Consider the following 23091-nt stretch of genomic DNA (forward strand, 5'->3'; position numbering starts at 1 on the left):
TGTTTTTTCATGTTTAAAATCTGTGTCAAGCAACCTACTACAGTAGCTACAAGTACTTGAGCTTATTGATTTTATTAAGTTTTTCTAGGTGCGAAAGTTGAGTTAAACCTAAATTAATTTTTCAATTATCGTATCATTTTTTGACAAAATCCCATAAAATACAGCGTATATTCTATTAATAATGATTTAACCATCCAGCAAATCAGTACGCACATTTTTAAAAAAGGTAACTACAATTTACTTTATCATGTGACAGACAATTGAACAAAGGTCTTTACTCCTCTTTTCATTTGTCGAATAACATAGAAATTCGTCTTACTCTTCGCTACAATGGAAAAGAAAGCATACGATCCATTGTGAACAGCTGGAGGTCATTCCGTTGAATAAAGATGAAATGCAGCAGGAAGCGGCACGTTTCCTGACAACCTACTATACAGAAACTGGTGCTCCTGCAGAAAAATCAGCAGAACGAATTAAAGAAGTTACAGCCGAGATAAATGCACATGGCACTTATACCCAAACCTATGAGGAAATGGTGTATGGAGTAAAGCTCGCCTGGCGAAATTCAAACCGCTGTATCGGCAGATTGTTCTGGGAACGCATCGACGTGGCAGATGCCAGACAGGCAACAACAGAAGAAGAGATATTCGAATTCCTGTTCAGTCATTTAAAAAACGCCTTTAATCAAGGTAGAATCAAACCCTACATCACCATCTTCCCTGCCTCCTCAGCCAAGGAAGAAACCGTGAAAATCTGGAATCATCAGCTGCTGCGCTATGCAGGCTATGAAACAGAAGAAGGAATTATCGGTGATTCCGATTCCCTGGAATTCACCCAAATATGTGAGCGGCTGGGCTGGCAGGGGGAAGGAACACATTTCGATATTTTGCCGCTTGTTATTCAAATCGGTGCTCATCCCCCTGTCTGGAGAACCATTCCCGAGGCATTCATCCCTGAGATTCCTATGGAACATCCAGAATATGAAGCGGTAGCAGACCTGAATTTGAAATGGTATGCCCTCCCGATTATTTCAGATATGCGTCTGGAAATCGGCGGGCTGCATTACATATCTGCTCCCTTCAACGGCTGGTATATGGGAACAGAAATCGGCGCCAGAAACTTTGCAGATGAGCACCGCTATAATTTACTGCCAAAAATAGCTGAAATCATGGGGTTATCGACAAAACATGCCAGTAATTTATGGCAGGACCGTGCCCTGATTGAATTGAATGAAATGGTGCTCCACTCCTTTAAAAAACAAGGTGTATCCATTGTCGACCATCACACCGCTGCATCCCAGTTCCGCATTTTCGAAAAGCAGGAAGCAAAAGCCGAACGGGAGGTAACCGGAAAATGGACCTGGCTTATTCCTCCTGTCTCCCCGGCAACCACGCATGTCTGGCATCAGCCCTACAGCAATGAGCTGAAAAAGCCAAATTTCTTTTATCAGGATAAGGCTTATCGGCAAGGAAAAGGCTGCCCGTTTCATGGGTAGAGATAAAGTGTTCTTACTTTTAGTGAGAGCGCTTTTTATTTAATTTTTCACTATATCTATGTTTCTCATAGACTGCAAAGATATTTTTTCAGGTTCTCATTTTTAAAATTAATTCTGTAAAAGCTGCAATATCATCCCCGGCTGCTGGTTTGCCTGAGCCAGCATAGCCATGGCAACCTGTGCCAACAGGCTGTGCTTGGTATAAAGCATCATCTCTTTTGCAATATCCGCATCCCGAATCCGCGATTCTGCCTGTGTCAGGTTGGTTACTGTATTGGAGAGGTTATTGATCGTATGCTCCAGCCGGCTCTGTACAGCTCCAAGACTGGAACGCTGTGAGGATGCCTTCTCTATCGCTTCATCTAAAATCCCGATGGCTGTATCTGCGCCTTCTTGTGTCGTAATATCGATTTCATCTATACCCAGCGCAGCTGCCCGTACATCGCCAATTGAAATTTCAATATATTGCCCCGCATTGGCACCAATCTGCAAGCGTTTATTGGTAAAGGAACCGTCTAATAGAGACTGTGTATTAAATTTGGTATCCCGTCCAATCTGCGATAACCCTTCCCGGAGCTGATTCATCTCATCCTGCATGATTTTCCGGTCCGATTCCGAATACGTTCCATTCGCTGACTTCACACTCAGCTCCCGCATCCGCTGCAATATCGCATGCGTTTCATTCACCGCACCCTCCGCCGTTTGCAATAGCGAGATGCCATCCTGCGCATTCCGAATGGCCATATTCAATCCGCGAATCTGCGCACGCATTTTCTCGGAAATAGCCAGCCCTGCCGGATCATCTGCAGCACTGTTAATCCGCTTGCCCGTTGCGATACGAAGCATTGATTTCTGAGCCATGGCAAAATGATTGTTCATATTATTGTAAATCGTAAACGCCATTACATTATTGTTGAGACGCATCGATAATAACTCCACCTTTCCTAAGGTGTATCTTACTTGTTATTAGGTATATCGGTTGATTGGGCGGGTAAGTGAAGTGATTGAGGAGTTTTTTTATTATTTTGGGTTGATTTTAAAGAATTTAAAAAGAGTCCTAATTGGGATGTAAGATTCAACCTCAAAAGGACTCTTTTTAGATACAAAAACTGGTCAAAGAAATTCATCTGGAAAATTTCATTTTATAAAATTACTGCTGCAATTACTCCGCATATAAATAATGGAATATTATAATGCAAAAATGTAGGGACACACGTATCCCATATATGATTATGCCTTCCATCAGCATTTAACCCGGCAGTTGGTCCAAGCGTACTGTCAGAAGCAGGTGATCCCGCATCTCCTAGAGCACCTGCTGTTCCAATAAGTGCTGCAGTTGCCAACGGGGATAAACCAGCGGCTGCACAAATCGGGACATATAATGCTGCCAGAATAGGAATTGTGCCAAATGATGTACCAATTCCCATTGTGATAAACAATCCAACCACCAACATCGTCGTAGCAATCAGAAACGATGATGTGCCAACCATGGAAATTGCCTGTTCAACAAGCTGTTCAATGCCTCCCGTTTCCTGTAGCACAGTCGCATAACCGGAAGCAACCAGCATAATAAATGCTATCATCCCCATCATTCCAATACCTTTTTGGACCACTTTTTCATTCTCGTTCATCTTTATTACTCTCGTTGCAAACAGGATAATAATTCCAGCTAATGCACCAAGAATAAGTGATTCCGTCATAAGCTGTGTTACCAATGCTGCGATAATCGCGATAATTGTCATCCATTGATAAAAACCCCAATTTCCTTTTTCTTCTGTGTACGCAACTTCTATATTTGCTTCATCCGGCTGGCTTTCCTTAGGCAGATGATCTTTACGGTACGTGATAAAAATAGCTACCAATAATCCGACTACCATTCCCGCTCCGGGTATTAACATAGAAATCGTTACCTCATTCAAGGTAATGGGCATGTTATTTGCGATCATTTCATCTCGAATAATCCCTTGAAATATTAATCCGAAACCTACTGGTATTGTCATATAAGGAGCTTTAAGTCCAAAAGTTAATGCAGCAGCAACTGCCCGTCTATCTAATTTCAATTTATTAAACAGACCTAACAATGGCGGAATTAAAATAGGTATAAAAGCAATGTGTACAGGTACGATATTTTGTGACAAACAAGCAATTACAGCAAGACTCAAAACAAGTGCCATTTTTTTACCTCTAAAAAGTGTTAACATCTTATTTACCAGGATTGTAGTAATCCCTGATAAACCAATCATTACAGCAAATATTCCCAGTAGAACATAGCTTAATGCTGTGTTTGACTGTCCCCCCATGCCCGACACCATCAGTTCCGCTGCTTCACCCAAACTCATTCCAGACATTAAACCAGCCGTTAAAGCAGCAAGAATAATGGCAAACAAAACATTGACACGAAATAAACTTACCACTACCATCACAAGCACACTGACTAAAACTGCATTTGTAAGCATCTCCTAACTCCCCCTTTATTTTTCAATCTTTTATGAGGTATCACACGAGTTAAAATAATCTCGATGATAACACTGCCGTTTTCATAAAACGAAACTTCATTTAGTGGGAGTTTTTCTTTTCTCCCACTGAATGATTAGTTGAGTAATTCAGGGAGTTAGCACCCGTTATCTCCGGCCTAAATAAATTTATTCCCTCTCCTTTATTTGGAGCCGAGAGTTTCACGGGCGCTTCTCCATGATAAATATGAAGAGGCAGCTTTATACCCTTCATAAAAACTGATAAATACTGCCTCTTTTTCTTTATTTAATAGAAATTTCTTTTTTTAAAAAGTTATTGTTATGATACAGCGGGTGCAATGTCTGATTAAGCTTCTCTATATCCTCTGAAAAAACTCTGTCTTCGGTAATGCTCGGGACAACATGACGCATCTTCTCCCATTTTTTCTTTAATTTTGGCGACAGATTTTCCACGCCTTGATATTCCGCTGCCTGCAGGGAACAAATACATTCAATCGCCAACACACGCCGGGCATTCTGTATCATCATTCCTGCATGTCTTGATGCCGTCGTCCCCATACTAACATGATCCTCCTGATTGGCAGAGGAAGGAATGGAATCCACGCTTGCAGGATGCGCTAAGGTTTTATTTTCCGAGACAAGGGATGCCGCAGCATATTGCATAATCATTGCTCCCGATTGCAAACCGGGTTCTGAGCTTAAAAAGGCAGGTAAATCATTTAGCTGTGGATTCACTAACCGTTCAGTACGGCGCTCTGATATATTCGCTAATTCTGCTACTGCAATTTTTAAAAAGTCCATTGCAAATGCGATTGGCTGACCATGAAAATTCCCGCCTGAAATAACCACCTCTCCTTCATCAAAGATAAGCGGATTATCCGTAGCTGCATTCATCTCAATCTCTAGTTTTTCCTTCACGTAATCAAGTGCTTGCCAGGACGCACCATGTACTTGGGGAATACAACGCAAAGAATACGCGTCTTGTACCCGCTTTTCACCCTGTCTTGTAATCAGTTTGCTTCCGTCTAACCATCCCCGCATTCTTTTTGCCACATCTATTTGCTGCGGGTATCCCCTCGCTTCATGTATTGCTGGATGAAAAGCATCTACAATTCCTTCCAGCCCCTCCATTGTCATTGCAGCAATCCATTCACTATCAAAAGCAAGCTGTTCCGCTTCAATATAATTAACTATCCCCATAGCAACCATTGCCTGCGTTCCATTGATAAGTGCCAACCCTTCTTTAGCCTGCAATGTAATCGGACGAATTCCTTTTTCAGAAAAAACGGAAGCTGAATCAATTACGTTTCCGGACTCACCATAGACTTTTCCCTCTCCAATTAAAACAAGTGCTAAATGAGCCAATGGCGCCAAATCGCCAGATGCCCCTAAAGATCCCTGTTGTGGAATGACTGGATGGATTCTTTTATTAATTAATTCAGCTAGTAATTCCACCAACACTCCACGAACACCTGAAAATCCTTTTAGTAAAGCATTCAATCGAAGTACCATCATGGCACGTGATACAATTTCCGGAAAAGGTTCACCAATCCCGCATGCATGGGAACGGATTAAATTTAATTGTAAATTTTCAACATCTTTTTGATTGATAATCACGTCACTAAATTTTCCAAAGCCTGTATTAATTCCATATACCGTTTCTCTATTTGCTACAATTTGTTCAACAGCACATCTGCTATCATGAACTTCCTCCATGCTTTTTTCGGAAATGGATACTTTTTCATTATCGAGCAAAATTCTTTTTAGTTGTTCAATCGTTAAAGTATGGCCTGTTAATTCAATCATTGTTTCTTCCTCCTTCTTAACGGATTTTCTATGGTCCGCTACACTATTGACTTTCTCTAAAAAAACAGCAAAAAGAGGCGATAACGGCATACTGAAGTAAGCCATCATCACCTCCTAACGTCTCGTTACTATAGGTCATGATTTCGTATTTATTTGTTAAATATGATTAATTCCAAGACCAACCGCTTCATGTTCCAATCCTTTTATAGGTGCTCCAATTGTCCCGTAAAAGGCGACGGCAATCCATTCTCCTTCTTTTTCCTCTTTATACGGTTTCCCGCGTACAACAGCAAAGCGAAGACCTACTGTCCGCATTGTCTCTCCAATCGCCAGTTGTCCTCTGGTTATCCCTTCAAGCGCCTCAACAATTGTATGATATAATGCGTGGGTTTCTCGATAAACCCCTTCTTCAATTAATCCGCTTCTCTTAACTGCTGTTTCCACTGCGGAAATAACCTTCTGCATATTCATGGACCCGACTTTTCCAAGGCATGTATCCACCTCGTCAAACATGGATTCAAAGGAGCTGTATTCACTTTCATCTAACATAGCAAGCAGTGTGGCAATTTTACCAATGCGAATTTTTTGCGGCATGTAAGCGCTCCCTTTTATCTCAAAAATAAAACTTTTTACTAATAGCTATTTTGATTATAATCTGAATAGTGGTAATAGTCAATTATTTTTCTGGCATTTTATATAAAATGAAAAAGAATTTTATATGCCAACCTGTTATATTTATTATATGATCACTTTTCTTTTTTGATAACCTGTCAAAAACAACAACATTGTATGAAAGGGAATAGCTTTCTCCTTATAGTAATAAATATCCAACCGGTGCAGCAATTAAAATAGTTAATACAACTCTTTCAAACCATATTACAATTAGTTTTGGAATACTAATTGGGATGTCTGTTGATAAAATAACTGGCACAACAGCTGAAAAAAAGATGATAGAAGAAATACATACCACAGCTATTACATATTTCGTTATTAAAACTGCTTCCGTCACCATTAAAGCAGGTAAAAACATTTCTACAATTCCCATGGAAACGGCTTTTGCTGCTAATAAAGGTTCAGGTAATTGCACTAACCATGTGAAAGGGTAAAAGATATAGCCAACAATATCAAAGATCGGTGTATATTCGGCTAACACAAGTCCTAGTAGTCCAATAGACATAATGGATGGTAGAATTGCCATCGTCATTACCATTCCATCCTTTAAATTCATTTTAATATTTTCAAATAAACTGGGAGCATTATCAGCAACTTTCATCGCTTGTTCCCACGCTACCTTTATGCGATTTTCTGTAATTATTTCCTCATATTGAGGTTTAGCCCCATCGTAGTATTCATTACTCATTTTATTCAGCGGCCATAATCGTACGGTAATTGCCGTTACTAAAAATGTGATGACAAGTGTTGACCAAAAATACAGATTCCAAATACCCATTAAATCTAATGTATTAGCAACAACTACCATAAACGTTACAGAAACAGTAGAGAATCCAGTTGCGATAATGGAAGCCTCTTTTACTGAATACTTCCCTTCTTTGAACACACGATTAGTTATTAGTAATCCAATTGAATAACTGCCAACAAATGAAGCAACTGCATCAATCGCAGAACGGCCGGGAGTTTTCCAAACAGGTCTCATAATTCTTTGCATTAATACCCCAATAAATTCAAGGAGTCCATAACTTACTATAAGTGCAAGGAATACTGCACCAATGGGAACTAGAATGCCAACAGGTGTAACTAGACTATTGAATATGAAAGGTCCCATATCTGGATTAAATAACCATGCTGGCCCAATATTAAAAACAATCATTAGTGCAGCAACTAATCCTAAAAGCTTAAAAAAAGATAGAACTGTATTTACGTTCCCTTTATTCCATGTACCTCTAATAAACGGATAAACGGCACCGAGAGCAATAACAATTAATAAGTAATAAGGTACAAACGCGGGAAAAGTATTTCGAATGAAAGTAACCATATGATCCAGCATAATAGAAGCGTTTCCGTTAATCGTTATGGGTATAAAAAACATAAATCCACCTATCAAACTGTAAATGCTAAATTTGACAATATTTTTCCGATTATTTTTATGATCATTATCAACATCATATTTAGTCGTTTGAATCTCACTCATTTGACACCCAACCTTTTTTATTTGAATTTACTCTATTAGTAATACATTCCCATAACAGAAACATTTATCGCAGTATTACTGGCTGGGACGGAGGCTGCGATTACTTCCCCCATCGAAGGGCTTTGTAATACTCCCACTTCAAGAAATGAAAGAGATATGTTATTTCTAAGTGGGAGATAGAACAGCCAGTAACAGCCTGGCTCGTTCCAGCCTGCAGAAGGTAGGTCACAAAGGCATCTGAGACAACTATTTTGCGAGGTTATGACAAGTAATCAACCTCATTCCCACGACGTCATGAACTTAGTCCTTATTCCTTTAATCTACAGTGGTAAATGAAATCCCCCACTGAAAGAAGTTTCACTTTATCACCATTGGCTTAGTTATTGCGTTAACTATCCTTTATTTCTCCTCTTACAATACCCTGTTAAAAACGACAACATCGTATGAACGGCATTTTTCACCGTAATTTGCGCTATATCTTTTCTCGGATCCAGACACACAATATCCATGGCTTTGACTTTCGGATGTTCTCCTGCAAGCTGAACAGCATCAAATAATTCTTCTGTGTACATTCCGCCTGGAGCTGCAGCAGGTGTTCCAGGTCCATGTACAATATCTAATACGTCCATATCCACCGTTAAATAAATTGTATCTACTTGTTGATTCAACTGTTCTAATGCATGCGCAATAACTTGCTGTATTCCTTCTTTACGCGCTTGTTTCATAGTCGTATAACGAATCCCATTTTGATCTGCAACATCTTTTAGTTCTTTAGCGTTAAAGAAACCATGCAGCCCAATGGTGTGAATATGCTCTCCTTTAACCGTCCCACTCTCAATGATATTTCGAATCGGGGTGCCATTTGCCGGTCCAAATATTTTCAGATCACGTAAATCAAAATGGGAGTCAATTTGTAAAATTCCAATTGTCTCCTCAGGATGCGTCTTTTTCCATCCCTTTACCAGCATAGCCGTGATGGAGTGATCACCGCCCATCGTAATCGGCAAAGTATGCGGGTGATGACTTCTTATCGCTGCCATTGCCTCTTCAATATTTTGGTGGGAAGAAGCGATGTCTGTTACATGCTGCTTCACATCTCCTAAATCAACTGCCTTTAACGCCGCCAAATCTATATTTTCATCCAGATTGTACGTTCCAAAGGATTTCCACGCTTGCCGCATCGCATCTGGATTTTCACTGGCTGCCGATGTACTGATAGAGGATTTAGAAAGCGGAACACCAAGAATCGTCACATCATAAGGAGACCAGTCCACCTCGGTATCTCCAATCGTTTCAATCCATTCATGAACCTTTAAATCTATTGTTTGCTCTGTCTGTTTGGACCATATCATGTTGGGCTTATGGAGCATTGGGTAAGGATAATGGCTCATTGTAACCGCCCCTCCACTACAAGCTGCTTCCCGGATTTTATAACCGTATCCACATGATTCATGCCATATTGATACGATAAAGTTAAATAATTAGGAACATCAAAAATCGTAATATCTGCCTTTTTCCCTGCTTCCAGGCTCCCTGCTTCACCCGCACATCCAATAGCATGCGCTGCATTAATCGTCGTCGCAGTCAATACTTCTTCTGGTGTCATATTCATCTTCAAGCAGCCTAAATTCATGATGAAAGGCAAGGAAATCGTTGGAGAAGACCCAGGATTTTGGTCTGTTGACAATGCAACAGCAACCCCTGCATCAATCATCTTCCTCGCTGGAGCAAATTCTGCCATTAAGAAAAACGCTGTACCCGGCAATAGAACACCGACAACTTCCTTTTCCGCCATCGCTTTAATCCCTGCATCGGAGGCTTTCAGAAGATGATCCGCCGAAATGGCACCCACTTCTGCCGCTAATTCCGCTCCAGCATATGGTTCAATCTCATCGGCATGAATCTTAGGGGTAAGTCCATACTGTTTACCAGCTTCCAGTACACGCTTGGATTGTTCTGGTGTAAATACACCGCGCTCACAAAATACATCATTAAATGTAGCCAGTTTTCTTTCGGCTACTTCCGGAATCATTTCCTCTACGACACGTGTAACAAACGCTTCCGGATTCCTTTTTTCATCCAGCGGCACCGCATGTGCTCCCATAAATGTAGAAACAATATCTATTGGGTGGTTTTGGCGCAGCTGCTCTGCCACTTTCAGCTGTTTTAATTCATGTTCAAGCGTTAATCCATAACCGCTCTTTGCTTCAACGGTGGTAACACCATGTAATAAAAACTTATCTAAACGTTTTTTTGACGCTTCATATAATGTTTCATAGCTGGCAGCTTGTGTAGCACGGGTTGTAGCATGAATCCCACCGCCAGATTCCATAATCTCCATATAGGTTTTTCCTTTTAAACGCATAGCATATTCATTTTCACGTGTTCCCGCATGAACAAGATGCGTATGTGGATCAATCAAACCAGGTGTGACAGTTTTGCCCGATGCATCAATTTCAGTTACAGAATCAAGTTGCCCTTGGTATTTTTCGCGCATTTCTGCGTCTGTACCTACCTCAACAATTTTGCCATCTTCTATCCAGATACTCCCATGTTCCAAAATTGTTATGTCGGACATCGCCTCTTTTTTGGCAGGCTTATCAGAATGCCCGGCCATGGTAACTACTTGGTTTGCATTTGAAATAAACAGCTTTTGTGTCAATGTTTTTCCCTCCTGAAGTTACATTCTATCTATTTACTAGTACCATTGAAAATAGCACTCCCCAGTAGAAGAACTGCTTTTCCCTGGGAGTTGCTATCCACATTATTGATCTTTTAACATCGGAATATTTACGTTCTTCTTGCGGGCTGTTTCCTGGGCTAACGCATATCCAGCATCCGCATGACGGACAACTCCCATTCCTGGATCTGTTGTTAACACACGATCCAGCCGTTTTTCTGCATCCTTTGTTCCATCCGCTACAATGACCATGCCGGCATGAAGGGAATATCCCATTCCTACCCCGCCACCATGATGGACACTGACCCAGCTTGCTCCACCAACACTATTGATCAGAGCGTTTAAAATCGGCCAATCCGCAACTGCATCACTTCCGTCCTTCATCGCTTCTGTTTCCCGATTCGGCGAAGCAACAGAACCGGAATCGAGATGATCACGACCGATAACGATTGGAGCACTTATTTCACCACTGGCAACCATTTCATTAATAATTTTCCCAAAACGGGCGCGTTCTCCATAGCCAAGCCAGCAAATACGTGAAGGCAACCCTTGGAAACTCACCTTTTCACGTGCCATACGTATCCAGTTGCATAAATGCTTATTATCACTAAACTCCCGCAAAATAACTTCATCTGTTTTATAAATATCTTCTGGTTCTCCTGATAATGCTACCCAGCGAAAAGGCCCTTTCCCCTCACAAAATTGCGGACGAATATAAGCTGGAACAAAACCAGGAAAATCAAAGGCATTCTCCACTCCTTCGTCTTTTGCTACTTGACGGATATTATTTCCATAATCAAAGGTAACAGCCCCCTGTTTTTGCATTTCCAGCATTGCTTCAACATGCTTTGCCATGCTTGCTTTGGAAAGCTTCATATATGCTGCTTCATCTTTTCCTCGTAAATCAGCAGCTTTCTCCAGACTAAACCCTTCAGGAATATAACCATTTAACGGATCATGTGCCGAGGTTTGATCTGTTAACACATCTGGGATGAGCCCTTTTTCAATCATTTTCGGTAACAATTCTGCAGCATTTCCCAACAAGCCAATAGATAACGCTTTCTTTTCTGAACGGGCTTCATTAGCAAGACGAATGGCTTCATCCAAATCATCGGTATACGTGTCTAAATACTTCGTTTCAATTCGGCGATTAATTCGATGCTGATCTACTTCAATCGCGATACAAACTCCGCCATTCAAAGTTACCGCCAACGGCTGCGCACCACCCATTCCACCGAGACCCGCCGTCACTGAAATAGTTCCAGCCAAATCGCCATGAAAATGCTGCTTGGCACATTCGGCAAATGTTTCATAGGTTCCTTGAAGAATCCCCTGGCTTCCAATATAAATCCAGCTTCCTGCTGTCATTTGTCCATACATCATTAATCCTTTTTGATCCAGCTCATGAAAGTGGTCCCAATTTGCCCAAGCCGGTACAAGATTTGAATTGGCAATTAAAACTTTCGGTGCATCTTTATGAGAAGGTAAAACCGCTACGGGCTTACCAGACTGAATTAATAATGTCTCATCCTCTTCTAAAGCTTTTAAGGAAGCAACAATCGCTTCATAACACTCCCAGTTTCTTGCTGCTTTTCCTATTCCTCCATAAACGACTAATTCATCCGGGTTTTCTGCTACATCCGGATGCAAATTGTTATTTAACATACGTAATGCTGCCTCTTGAATCCATCCTTTTGTATTTAATTCTGTACCTCTGTATTGCTTTACTTCTTTTGATTTCGTCTCTTTCATCACACATTCACTCCTCGTTGAAGTCTTCTGATAATTCTTATTTTATCAATGAAGAGAAGTGGAATATAGATAATGGAATTTCGAAATACAATAAAAATTTTAGGTAACTATAAATCATTTTATAAAACGCTTTCATTTTATAGAAAAAATATTAGATTGTTATAAAAATATATGATTATTAACTACTTTTCATTACATTAAGATTTTCGCACTTATCGTAATCTCCATTCACGAGGAGTGAGCCCCGTATATGATTTGAACACACGACTAAAATAATTCGGATTACGAAATCCAACAGAGACTGCAATATTTTGAATGGACTCGTCCGTTGATCCAAGCAGTTCTTTTGCTTTTTGCAATCGGATATAAATCAGCATTTCACGAAATGATTGATGATACTTTTTGGTTAGGATGTGACTTAAATGGGATGGACTGCGACCAACATGTTCTGCTACTTCTGTCAACGAAAGAGTTGCATAATTATAATGATTTTCCATGTAGCTAATAGCTGACTCGACAACATCTGCCTTCGCATACATCTGTTGCTCTTTAACCGTTTGAAACAAATAATGAATAAATAGAATCAACTCTTGAACAATACGATATAGAACCGGACCATATAAGATAATCTCAAATACCTTCTTATAATAAACTTCACTATCTTGATTTGTTATCCCTTTGCGAAACATAAAACGACGTACCTGTGCCAATATACTCGTTAAACGTGTACGAAGCAGTCCTGGTTCAAGATAAGGAGATTGCATATCAAAAAATTCCTCATACAACCATGTCTTTAACTTATCTCCCTGTCCCTCATCTAGCATAAAAATCAAATTCCTTTGTTCTTCCATTGTTAGAAAAGGATCTATCTCCACCCAATCTTGTGCGTCTTCTGCAAGCAGCACTTGCTCGTAACCAATAAAAAATGTTGTTTCCATCATACGAATTAGTTTCATATAAATTTGAAAAAGTGAATCTTCACTCCCCGTATGTACAACTATCACAATAGAACCTGCTTCTACGTGTTTCCATTCTCTTAAAAATCTCTGTGCTTGTTTTAACGGTTCTGGGAAATCATGGCGGAATACAAGAATAATGCAATTATGAGTTGAGAATACTGATGGTTTATAATCAAAATCAAATTGATTAATAAAAGCCCGTAAATCATTCAGTGTTTCTCGATGTTCAGCCTCTAATAAGTAGACTGGGTAATGGAAGGGTACGTAATCATCTATAAATAAAGATTCATATCGAATAACCTGTTCAAATTCAATTTCTGTATTTTTCTTACGAATGGCTGTTAGGTTACCAACTGCTTGTTGTATGGCACGTTTCATACGTGAAGGCGATAGTGGCTTCACCCACAAATCAACTGCCTTTATAGACATCGCTTGCATAGCTCGTTCAAAAGTCGCCTCTGCAGTAATCGCTATCACCTGCCCTGAATACCTGTAAATAAAGGTTTTTACTACTTCCCACTTATTCTCTGGTATCATATCTAATTCAACACATAGAATATCAGGAAGTTCATTTTCGAGATTTGTTAGAACATCGGTTATTTGGTCAGTTAAGCTAATATTTGTTATTGGGAATGAATATTTAGATAGTAACCAACGAATGCCTTGAAGTTCTTCTTTATCACGATCGGCTAATAGTAGTTTGTAAATGTTAAAAACCTCCCCTCGTGATTCACATATTCTTATTGTATTATAAGTGTTTGTTATTGAATATAGTTTTACGATTCTATTAAACATGTGTAAAAAAATGAATTATAAACAAAAAATGGAAGTATTTCTATGGTATTAAAAAATTGTCTCCAACATAGAATTACTGTTAATCATTTCAGGTGGGCTTTTGAACATCATCTATAAATATCATTATTGGAGAAATTTATATAATATTTAAGAATAATTTCGTCCACTCTTAAAATGATAAATTAGTGAAAAAAGCTACTCTCATTCCTGAAATTTTGCAAGGGAGAGAGAGTAGCTTCTTTCGTCTTACTATCCGTTATTTATTCTGTTTCTGTATGCATAAAAAATCAACATATAGCTACCAGCGAAAAGGAATATCGCTCCAGCCAAGAACCAATTATACGCATTGGTTGATGTATTTGGCAGCTTTTCCGCTGTCGTTTCCCCGCGTACATCACTTTGGCTTTCCTCAGCGGTGGAATTGTTTCCAGATTCTCCGCTGCCTCCTGTTGTTCCAACTGCATTTGGAGCGGCATTATTTGCTTCTCCATTGCCGCCTTCTGCTTCGGTGGGAGTTGGCGTAGCATCTTCTGGGTTTCCAGTTCCTTCTTCGTTTTCTACTGGAGTTGGAGTTTCATTTTCTGAATTTCCGGTTCCTTCTTCATTTTCTTCCGGATTTGGAGTTTCCTCTTCTGCACCTTCGTTTTCTCCATCGTCGCCTTCTGGAACTGGAGTATTATTTTCTTGTTCCTCATTTCCTCCTTCATTGTCTTCAGGGGCCGGCGTATCCCCATTTGTTTCTCCGTTTTCATCTCCGCTTCCTTCAGAGTTTGGTGTATTGCCTTTCCCTTCTGGATCGATGTAATCATCATCTGGGTCAGGTGTTTCTGTTTCGTCTTCTTCATCACCCTCTGTAGAGTAATAGCCGACTATAGCACCATTATCACGTAAATATTGGATTGTATCATCATCGTTGAAATTATTTCCATACAGAGAAATATACATATCCTTTAAGGATAACTCTTTTAGTGGAGTAATATCATTAATTGCATTATCATCCAAATGTAAAGTCTCTAAATTTTTTAGATCCGATAAAGGAGTGAGGTCTTCAATCGCATTATTATCTAAATCTAAATAAGATAGATTTCTCAAATTTTCCAACGGCGTTATGTCGCTGACATCGTTATCCCATAAAGTTAACTCTTCTAAATTTACTAAGTTGGATAAAGGCGTTAAATCGCTAATGCCGTTCGATATCAATTTTAACTCTCGTAAATTCTCTGCATACTGTAATCCTTCCAGAGAGGTTATGGATTCCGAATCGGTTCCATATGCGGTTAATTCCGTAAGCTTAGCCATGTCTTCCTCCGTAATCGGCCGACCTTCTACACCTAATTCTTCAGCAATTGCTGCTTCTAATACCCCATCTTCAAAATATACCTCTGGTGATTCCTCTTCCCAGTCGTAATTAATGGTAGCACCATTATCCCGTAAGTATTGAATGGTCTCTTCGTCATCGAAATAATTCCCGTATAAAGAAATATACATGTCCATCAAGGATAATTCCTGCAACGGGGTAATATCTTCAATTTCATTATAAGACAGATATAAAGTCTCTAAACTGGTTAGATTAGTTAAAGGTGCGAGGTCTTCTATATAATTCTCATCCAAGTCTAAATAAGATAAGTTTTCCAAGCTGCTTAGAGGTGTCAGATCGCTAATAGCGTTATCCCAAAGAGTTAAGCTTTCTAAATTCTTCAAACCTGACAAAGGTGTTAAATCGCTAATATTGTTTCCCATCAAATCTAAAGTCATCAAATTTTCTGCATATTGTAATCCCTCTAAAGAAGTGATTGGACCAAAGTCAGAGTCATAATCATTAGCATATAAATCAGTTAGTTTTGCCATGTCTGACTCCGTAATCGCTCGACCTTCAATTCCTAACGTATTTGCAACTGCTTCTTCCAATACTTCGTCCTCAAAATAAACCTCAGGTGAATCGGTATCGTTATAATAACCTACTGAAGCACCATTATCCCGTAAATATTGGATCGCAGCTTCATCGTCGATATGATTCCCATACAAAGAGATATACATGTCTGCCAAGGTTAATTCTTGCAACGGGGTAATATCTTCAATCGCATTATTATCCAAATATAAAGTCATTAAGTTTTTGAGATTGGCCAAGGGCGTAAGATCTTCAATATTATTATCATCCAAATCTAAATAAGATAAATTTTCCAAGCCACTTATAGGTGTCAGGTCGCTAATATCATTATCCCATAAAGATAAATCAACTAAATTCGTCGCATATTGTAAACCTTCCAGAGAGGTAATTCGTTCAGAATCATAACCATTGGCATATAAATTGGGCAGTTTTGTCATATCCGCCTCAGTAATAGCCCGACCATCTATTCCCAATTCTTCCGCAATCGCTTTTTCCAACACCGCATCCTCAAAATAAACCTCCCGCGAATCAATACCAAACTCCCCGCTCTCCTCTTCGGCTCCTTCTTCATCTGATTCCGAGCCATTTACAACATCGTCACCATCATCTTGTGAATCCCCGCCATCATCCTGCGCCGGGTTACCATCCAAATTTAAATTCTCTAAGTTTGGCAAATCCGATAAGGACGAAATATCCTCTATAAACGTATAGGCCAGGTCTAGATCCCTTAACTTTTCCAAATTTGCTAAAGGAGCAACATCATTAATAGGATTTCCAAACAAATTCAAACTCTCTACATTCCCCAGATTGGATAAAGGCGCCAGGTCATTAACCGAGCTGTAAGCCAAATCTAAAGACTGTAAATTCCCCAAGTTAGATAGCGGAGAAATATCATTGAGATCATGCATCGGCAAATGTAATCTTTCCAAATTCTTCGCAGATTGCAGCCCTTCAAGAGAACGTATCGATGCAGCACCAACTGCTCCCTGCTTCTCCAATTCTACTAATTGCTCCATATCAGCTTCTGTAATCGGCTGCCCTGCTTCTTTCCCTAATTCTTCCGTAACCGCTTCCGCCAATACGTCATCTGTAATATAAACCTCCCGCGAATCTAACTCTTCCGCATCATCGGATTGATCTTCCTCTGTCCCCTCATCATCCTCCGAATCCTTCAAAGAAAGAAGAGCTTGTGTCGGCATTTCAACCGCATCTAGTTCGTTTGAATCATTTTGCGTATCTACAAAACGTTCACTGTCTTTTTCCGCGCTTACTGTCTGTAACGGTATTGCCCATGTGAAAATTGTAAAAACAGCGGCGATAAAAAAGACACCCCATTTGTACTTTCTATGCATTTTTCGGTTCTCCTTCTTATGTATTTTAATAGATTTACAGCATACGCCGATTCGTATGGAGTAAGATATACTTCCCCTTCCTGTCTGGCAGGGAAATCCGGAACATCCACCTCTTTCCTTTAGTATAAAAAATATAGTCTGAATAAAACAATAAAACAGAACAAATAAACTAAGTCTATTATACCATGATTTGAAGACTATGGAATGGAAACATTTATAGGATGTATGTTTTTCCGGAGACTTTATATCCTATAACGTTTCCCATGTTTAAGACAGGAGTTATCTGGATCACCTAGAGACACTTGTTAAAATACGGAGCAAAAAAAAAGCCGCAAAATATAATTCTACGACAGTTTTCCTTTCAACCCTGCATGATAGAGTTGTTATTTCTAAATATGATAAAGAAGAAGAGGATACATATTTTAATCAAAAATGATACATTGGACTAGCTAAATAAATTAATCGTCGTAATGATAACCGGCACTACAAAAACATCAATTAAGAAGGCACCGCACCTACCAAAAGAATCACCCTCTTCAATCTAAAACTTCACTTACGATAGAAAAAACAGTACCTGCCCTTCATTTTATGCAAAGAGGGATATCAAACACGGATTGATATCATAAAGGCTTTTCAAGACGCAAGTATCCATCCTAATATTCAATTCGAAATTGAATGCTTTGAAACAGCTTATCACCTTGTGGAAAGCGGCCTTGGAATTACCATTGTTCCGGAAAACTATGTCAATGCATCCAACCATCCAAATGTGCATATCAAAAAGCTGGAAGGCCCGATGTTAAAAAGAAATGTATATCTTGTTAAAAATCGTTCGAGATATCTACCGCCTGTGATTCATAAGTCTATAGAGACTATTTGTGCGTTTCATGAGGGGGGATTTTAAATTCTGAATAGGCATAGTAAGAGTCAATGAAATCGGGTCCAATAATCTGCAAGAATCATTTCTTCCAGCCCATCAATAAATATAATTAATAATTAGCGAGAATTTACGTACATTTATTTTTTATTGGTTATAAGTTAATAATATACGAGAGTATACTTTTATAGTTTTTTGCCTTCACAAAAAAACTGTTGCACAATCAGTTCCCTGATTGTGCAACGGTTCTTACTTATCATACGTAATTGATTATCTACTTACACTTGCTTAAACCTTTAAATTACTTACTCAATATCTGTTGATATATCTGAATCTATAGCAATCATTCTTTTCTGCTTTTCAAACTCCGCTAAATAAACACTATAAGGTATCGCATGTTTAGCTACTTCAAATTCATAATAAATAATTCCTGGTTTATTAACGTTAACTTCAATCAAGTAAACAGTAGAATTTTTTTCTATTGCTAAATCCAATGCTAACTCACTTAATTCATTCTTATATAAATCTTCAAAACTAGCAGCAATGTTTAAAGATATTTTCTCTATTTTTTGCTTTAACTTTGAATCATTATCATTGAAATTTCTATTTAAAAATCCCTCTAATCCACCAATATAGCCCCCGTTTCCAGTACTTGAAATGGTAGCATAATTAATACCAATTCTAGGATAACTATTAGTAAAAGACCATTCACCGTTACCATCTTTCATCATATGGACTCTTATATCAAATGGATTTCCTTCTTTCGTTCTAGTTTCTATATATCTTTGAACAATAAACGTATCTTTTCTTATCATACTTCTTAAATAATCTGATAAAGAAAATTCACTATGATAAGTTTCTTTATCTCCATCCACTACAAAGTATTTATTCATTTTAATTTTTTGAATAAGATGCACTCCTTTAGCAAAGGAGCCTATTTCTGGTTTAACAATAACTGTCCCATATTTCTCAATAAAACGAAATATATCTCTTACTTTACCAACCTTTTGATACGGAATAATTACATCGTCAACTGATTTAGCTTTCGTTAACTTATCATAAACCTCCAGCTTACTGATTGAATTCCCATAAAATTCATTGGTAAAAGGAATTCCTTCTAATTCTTCATATATGGTATTATGCCCTTTTACTCCTCTTAATCTGAGACGGTCATAAATGACATCTGGATAATTTACTACTTTCGAAATCCATTCTTTATCTTCATAAAAATATCCTTTGATAAACATTTCATCATAATCTATATCCTTCGGCGAAAAGTAAAAGAAGTCAACATCTTCATATTTGGCTACATATGCACATGCAATAGCCAGCTCATTTTCTCCTTGTTCCGGTACAAGCATGCCAATACTTGTTTTTTTACTTAACTCGGCCCAAGGTAAATTGGTATTTCTAGCATTAAATTGTCCCTTACTAGTTAACCGCTGCGAGCTATTGGTTAAATAAATTCCATTTTCTGCAATATACTTTGCATACCCAATAGTATTCACTGCCCGTTCTTTCTCATGATAGGTAGATTGTGGTCCCATATTCACTTCATGCAGCCAGAAACGTCCTGTTTTATCAATGGTTATATCTAACCCTAGTTCATCAAGTACTAATCCATATATTTTATCTAAATGCTGTGTTAAATCAAATGATAGTTGCTTTAAATCTTTGTTATACTGTTTTCCTTTTTCTCCAAATTCATGTATTAAAAAAGCCTCTAAATCATCTGTTTTACCACCGCGGCTAATATTGCTTAAAATACTCTTTTTATTTCCAATACGCGGATATATCTTTGTGATTTGCCATTTCCCTTCTGCATTTTTTTGAACATGCGATCGAATATCAAATGGCTCTTCATTTTTAGTCCGAGCTTCGACATATTGTTGGACCATATAATGACGACCTTTACGCAAAGCAATTTCATATATCCAGTTTTTTAATTCCGCTTGATTAAATCTGCGCTCCTTTGTATCATCTTGAACAATATAATGATTTTTATATTTTTTAACAAAGTAAATTTCTAATCCTCTTCTCCCTACAATAGGTTTTAACACAGCTTTTCCATTCTCATTTACAAAGTCTATTACAATGGATTCATCTGTAACCATTTTGAAAGGCACCAATAAATCAGCAAACGTCAAATACTGCAGCATTTTCTTAGGTAAATGTAATTTATTCTCCACACCAAAACTTGTAAATGGTAATTTTCTTCTCAATTTTCTTTCTGTTAGTGATTGTCTTATCCTTGGAGTAATTCCAACATTATGAATAACATCAGGAAAAGAATGGGAAACTTTTTCCCACGAATTATTTATGTACATATCTCCTTTTATTTCTTCTGTTTCAAAGTTAACATCTTCCGAAGAAAAAAATAACAATTTGGCATCTTGTTTTTCCGCTTCTACTACAAGTGCCTTAATTCTAGATTCTGGATAGCTTTTTCTTGGATTGTTCGGGTCAAGATAAACACCAATTGTTATTTTCTGATTAGAATGATCGCCATTACTTTCTTGAAAAGCCTTTTTTAATTTTCTTAATTGCGGCTGTAAAGAGAAGCGGGTTATTTCGGATACTTTTGAAAAATTGTTTTTCTCCATTTCTCGTGCAATGAATAATAATGGCTTATTGATTTTCTCTGTTTCTATATCGTCTATCTTTATTTCAGCTCTATTAAGTAAATTTTCAATTGCGGTTGCTCCTTCTACAATAGAATTGAATATAAATATACTTTGATGGAGTTCTTTTTCTTTGATTAATTTAGAAAAATGCTCGGTTGCTTCTAATAAGGTATCAATAATATTTTTTAGTTGAAATATTTGTTTATCTTCTAATTTATGCATTATGAAAACTCCTTTACTATTTCTACATAGCATGCAAAATAACTCTATATATAATATCGGATGAAAAGTCTACTTTATGAAGTTCGTTATAAAATAAAAAAAGACCCCCAACTGGGATCTTTTTTTATAATCTTTTCTTATTGAAGTAATTGAAGTACACCTTGAGGTACTTGGTTTGCTTGCGCAAGCATCGATTGAGCTGCCTGAGAAAGAATGTTGTTCTTCGTGAATTCCATCATTTCTTTTGCCATATCAACGTCACGAATTCGAGATTCTGCTGCTGTTAAGTTTTCAGCAGATGTACCTAAATTATTAATTGTGTGTTCAAGACGATTTTGCACAGCACCTAATGCCGAACGTTGTCCAGAAACAGTTTCAATTGCACTTTGAATAGTTGTAATAGCAGCATCTGCGCCTTCTTGTGTACTAAGATTGATTTCACTTATTCCTAATGCCTCTGCATCCATAGCATCGATTGCTACTTGAATGCTTTGTCCTTCATTCGCACCGATATGGAAGGTTACTTCTAACTCTCCGCCTAAAAGATTTTGCGTATTAAACTCAGTTTGACCAGCAATTCTATCCACTTCATCCAATAATGCTGTCACTTCTTTTTGAATTTCAGCACGGTCTTCATCTGTATTTGTATCGTTGGAAGATTTTACAGCTAGTTCACGCACGCGTTGTAAAATGTCATGTGTTTCATTTAAAGCGCCCTCAGCAGTCTGAATCAAAGAGATACCATCCTGTGCATTTACAGATGCTTGCTCCAACCCACGAATTTGACCACGCATTTTTTCAGAGATTGCCAACCCAGCAGCGTCATCCCCTGCACGGTTGATTTGAAGACCAGAAGAAAGCTTTTCTAATGACCCTTGTACACCGTTTTGGTTTACTCCCAATTGACGATGTGCGTTAATTGCGGAAATATTGTGATTGATAATCATAATAACTTACCTCCATGTAATTTAAAATTTTTGAGCCACATCCTTGTGATCTCATTTATATTAACCATTCAGGTCAATATCAAAATAAATAATAATCGTTAAGGCCCTAACGAATCATCCTTTGATGACCTATTTCTTATATCGGCAAGGGGGACAAATTGTTTAAGCTTTTTTTATAATTTTTTTTAATTCTTTTTTTTTATTCATTCCCCTCCATCTTTCGCCGCAAAAACCTTGTACCTTTTTATAAAATACAGGATATTTTTAATATAAACTTACTATTTATAACTACCTTCCCATTAATTAGAACAGTTGATTTATTTTATTTTTCTTACGTTTCCTGTTAGAATTCTGCTTAAAGCCTTATCATATCTTTTTATGCCATATCCAAATTAACTTCTATTTGGTAATTGGAGAGGGCGTGAGAGTATGTCGGAAATTGATGAATTGAACAAGCAGATTGAAAAGAAAAGAAAAGAAATGTATGCAGTTTATGAGAAGAATCCAAACGACCCGAATTTATTAAAAATATCACAATCGCTGGATAAATTACTGAACCAATTAGAGCAGATTTTAAAACAAAGTAGCAAATCGACTTAACAACTAACGCAGGATTGCTTTCATTAGGACAAGCACTACTCGTCCTATCAACATCGGTGCACTTATATGATTGTTCTTAAGTTTTAGAAAGGTTGAAAATACTTGTATGGGATTACAGTTACCAATGTTGTCAGGTTAATAAAATATATTAGGTATGACATTTAATAACACAAATGTACGCGAAGCTTTCTAGCGGAGGAAAAACACGTAGACTCCTGCGGGAAAGCGCAGTGGGAAGACCCCGCAGGGAAAAAGTGCTCTTCTTTTTACCGAGGAGGCTGAGCTCAAGCCCGCGGAAAGCGTAGTGTTTTTCCGCAGCGGTCATATTAACCTGAAAACATTACTACAGTTACTCACCCGCCCAAAACAATCGCTAAAATAATTAACTTTCCTATAAGTAAAAATATACCCATTCAACGAAGACGCTGATAGCTCATAGCGATACTGGCTGATAATTGTTCACTGCTGTATTTC

The 23091-nt window shown here is 38.2% G+C and carries 15 protein-coding genes; 3 read left to right on the top strand and 12 right to left on the bottom strand.

Annotated elements, in window-relative coordinates; translation table 11 throughout:
- Positions 1–379: 379 nt before the first annotated feature.
- The gene (locus ACFO3P_RS15195) at positions 380–1495 is read left to right on the top strand and encodes a nitric oxide synthase oxygenase (RefSeq protein WP_226895124.1); all 1116 of its coding nucleotides are present in this window, start codon (positions 380–382) and stop codon (positions 1493–1495) included.
- Positions 1496–1603: 108 nt separating this feature from the next.
- Here ACFO3P_RS15195 and ACFO3P_RS15200 read toward each other — a convergent pair whose 3' ends face one another.
- The 10 genes from ACFO3P_RS15200 to ACFO3P_RS15245 form a co-directional block, all read right to left on the bottom strand.
- Complete coding sequence (locus ACFO3P_RS15200) at positions 1604–2419, bottom strand: flagellin N-terminal helical domain-containing protein (RefSeq protein WP_193064860.1); 816 nt, start codon at positions 2417–2419, stop codon at positions 1604–1606.
- 218 nt (positions 2420–2637) lie between these two features.
- A complete protein-coding gene (locus tag ACFO3P_RS15205) occupies positions 2638–3951 on the bottom strand; it encodes a Na+/H+ antiporter family protein (RefSeq protein WP_193064861.1) in 1314 nt (437 codons plus the stop codon).
- A 300-nt stretch (positions 3952–4251) separates the two neighbouring features.
- Entirely contained in the window at positions 4252–5775 is a 1524-nt protein-coding gene (gene hutH, locus ACFO3P_RS15210; RefSeq protein ID WP_193064862.1) for a histidine ammonia-lyase, read from the bottom strand.
- Between the two features lie 156 nt (positions 5776–5931).
- Entirely contained in the window at positions 5932–6369 is a 438-nt protein-coding gene (gene hutP, locus ACFO3P_RS15215) for a hut operon transcriptional regulator HutP (RefSeq protein ID WP_042529899.1), read from the bottom strand.
- A gap of 217 nt (positions 6370–6586) precedes the next feature.
- Positions 6587–7924 carry a YjiH family protein gene (locus tag ACFO3P_RS15220; protein ID WP_052484903.1) on the bottom strand — a complete coding sequence of 446 codons (1338 nt, stop codon included), beginning with the start codon at positions 7922–7924 and terminating at the stop codon, positions 6587–6589.
- Between the two features lie 392 nt (positions 7925–8316).
- Positions 8317–9315, bottom strand: coding sequence for an agmatinase family protein (locus ACFO3P_RS15225; RefSeq protein WP_193064864.1), 999 nt, complete (start codon positions 9313–9315; stop codon positions 8317–8319).
- Positions 9312–10541, bottom strand: a complete 1230-nt coding sequence (gene hutI / locus ACFO3P_RS15230) for an imidazolonepropionase (RefSeq protein ID WP_226895131.1) — start codon at positions 10539–10541, stop codon at positions 9312–9314. The genes ACFO3P_RS15225 and hutI overlap by 4 nt, the downstream gene beginning before the upstream one ends.
- A 147-nt stretch (positions 10542–10688) precedes the next feature.
- Complete coding sequence (hutU, locus tag ACFO3P_RS15235) at positions 10689–12356, bottom strand: urocanate hydratase (protein WP_256705043.1); 1668 nt, start codon at positions 12354–12356, stop codon at positions 10689–10691.
- Between the two features lie 212 nt (positions 12357–12568).
- Complete coding sequence (locus ACFO3P_RS15240) at positions 12569–13852, bottom strand: helix-turn-helix transcriptional regulator (RefSeq protein ID WP_193064867.1); 1284 nt, start codon at positions 13850–13852, stop codon at positions 12569–12571.
- 507 nt (positions 13853–14359) lie between these two features.
- On the bottom strand, positions 14360–17350 hold the full coding sequence (locus ACFO3P_RS15245; protein ID WP_289585350.1) for a leucine-rich repeat domain-containing protein: 2991 nt from the start codon (positions 17348–17350) through the stop codon (positions 14360–14362).
- 583 nt (positions 17351–17933) lie between these two features.
- Between ACFO3P_RS15245 and ACFO3P_RS15250 the strand changes: the two genes are divergently transcribed.
- Entirely contained in the window at positions 17934–18251 is a 318-nt protein-coding gene (locus ACFO3P_RS15250; protein WP_354005238.1) for a LysR family transcriptional regulator substrate-binding protein, read from the top strand.
- 278 nt (positions 18252–18529) lie between these two features.
- On the opposite strand, the gene ACFO3P_RS15255 is transcribed toward ACFO3P_RS15250, so the two are convergent.
- Together ACFO3P_RS15255 and hag are read right to left on the bottom strand one after the other, a co-directional pair.
- Positions 18530–21070, bottom strand: coding sequence for a YheC/YheD family protein (locus ACFO3P_RS15255; protein ID WP_289585351.1), 2541 nt, complete (start codon positions 21068–21070; stop codon positions 18530–18532).
- A 137-nt stretch (positions 21071–21207) separates the two neighbouring features.
- Positions 21208–22017 (bottom strand): flagellin Hag, encoded by an 810-nt coding sequence (gene hag / locus ACFO3P_RS15260; RefSeq protein ID WP_289585352.1) that lies wholly within the window; start codon positions 22015–22017, stop codon positions 21208–21210.
- Positions 22018–22446: 429 nt separating this feature from the next.
- Here hag and ACFO3P_RS15265 point away from each other — a divergent pair, with 429 nt between their 5' ends.
- On the top strand, positions 22447–22617 hold the full coding sequence (locus ACFO3P_RS15265) for an aspartyl-phosphate phosphatase Spo0E family protein (protein ID WP_289585353.1): 171 nt from the start codon (positions 22447–22449) through the stop codon (positions 22615–22617).
- Positions 22618–23091 lie beyond the last annotated feature (474 nt).

This window comes from Oceanobacillus aidingensis (assembly GCF_042654105.1).
Classification (GTDB): Bacteria; Bacillota; Bacilli; order Bacillales; family Amphibacillaceae; genus Oceanobacillus; species Oceanobacillus oncorhynchi.

Excerpts from the sequence above, each read along its gene's own strand:
- ACFO3P_RS15200 (WP_193064860.1), bottom strand. The coding sequence starts at position 2,419 with ATGCGTCTCAACAATAATGTAATGGCGTTTACGATTTACAATAATATG.
- ACFO3P_RS15205 (WP_193064861.1), bottom strand. The coding sequence starts at position 3,951 with ATGCTTACAAATGCAGTTTTAGTCAGTGTGCTTGTGATGGTAGTGGTA.
- hutH (WP_193064862.1), bottom strand. The coding sequence starts at position 5,775 with ATGATTGAATTAACAGGCCATACTTTAACGATTGAACAACTAAAAAGA.
- hutP (WP_042529899.1), bottom strand. The coding sequence starts at position 6,369 with ATGCCGCAAAAAATTCGCATTGGTAAAATTGCCACACTGCTTGCTATG.
- ACFO3P_RS15220 (WP_052484903.1), bottom strand. The coding sequence starts at position 7,924 with ATGAGTGAGATTCAAACGACTAAATATGATGTTGATAATGATCATAAA.
- ACFO3P_RS15225 (WP_193064864.1), bottom strand. The coding sequence starts at position 9,315 with ATGAGCCATTATCCTTACCCAATGCTCCATAAGCCCAACATGATATGG.
- hutI (WP_226895131.1), bottom strand. The coding sequence starts at position 10,541 with ATGGCCGGGCATTCTGATAAGCCTGCCAAAAAAGAGGCGATGTCCGAC.
- hutU (WP_256705043.1), bottom strand. The coding sequence starts at position 12,356 with ATGAAAGAGACGAAATCAAAAGAAGTAAAGCAATACAGAGGTACAGAA.
- ACFO3P_RS15240 (WP_193064867.1), bottom strand. The coding sequence starts at position 13,852 with ATGATACCAGAGAATAAGTGGGAAGTAGTAAAAACCTTTATTTACAGG.
- ACFO3P_RS15245 (WP_289585350.1), bottom strand. The coding sequence starts at position 17,350 with ATGCATAGAAAGTACAAATGGGGTGTCTTTTTTATCGCCGCTGTTTTT.
- ACFO3P_RS15255 (WP_289585351.1), bottom strand. The coding sequence starts at position 21,070 with ATGCATAAATTAGAAGATAAACAAATATTTCAACTAAAAAATATTATT.
- hag (WP_289585352.1), bottom strand. The coding sequence starts at position 22,017 with ATGATTATCAATCACAATATTTCCGCAATTAACGCACATCGTCAATTG.
- ACFO3P_RS15265 (WP_289585353.1), top strand. The coding sequence starts at position 22,447 with ATGTCGGAAATTGATGAATTGAACAAGCAGATTGAAAAGAAAAGAAAA.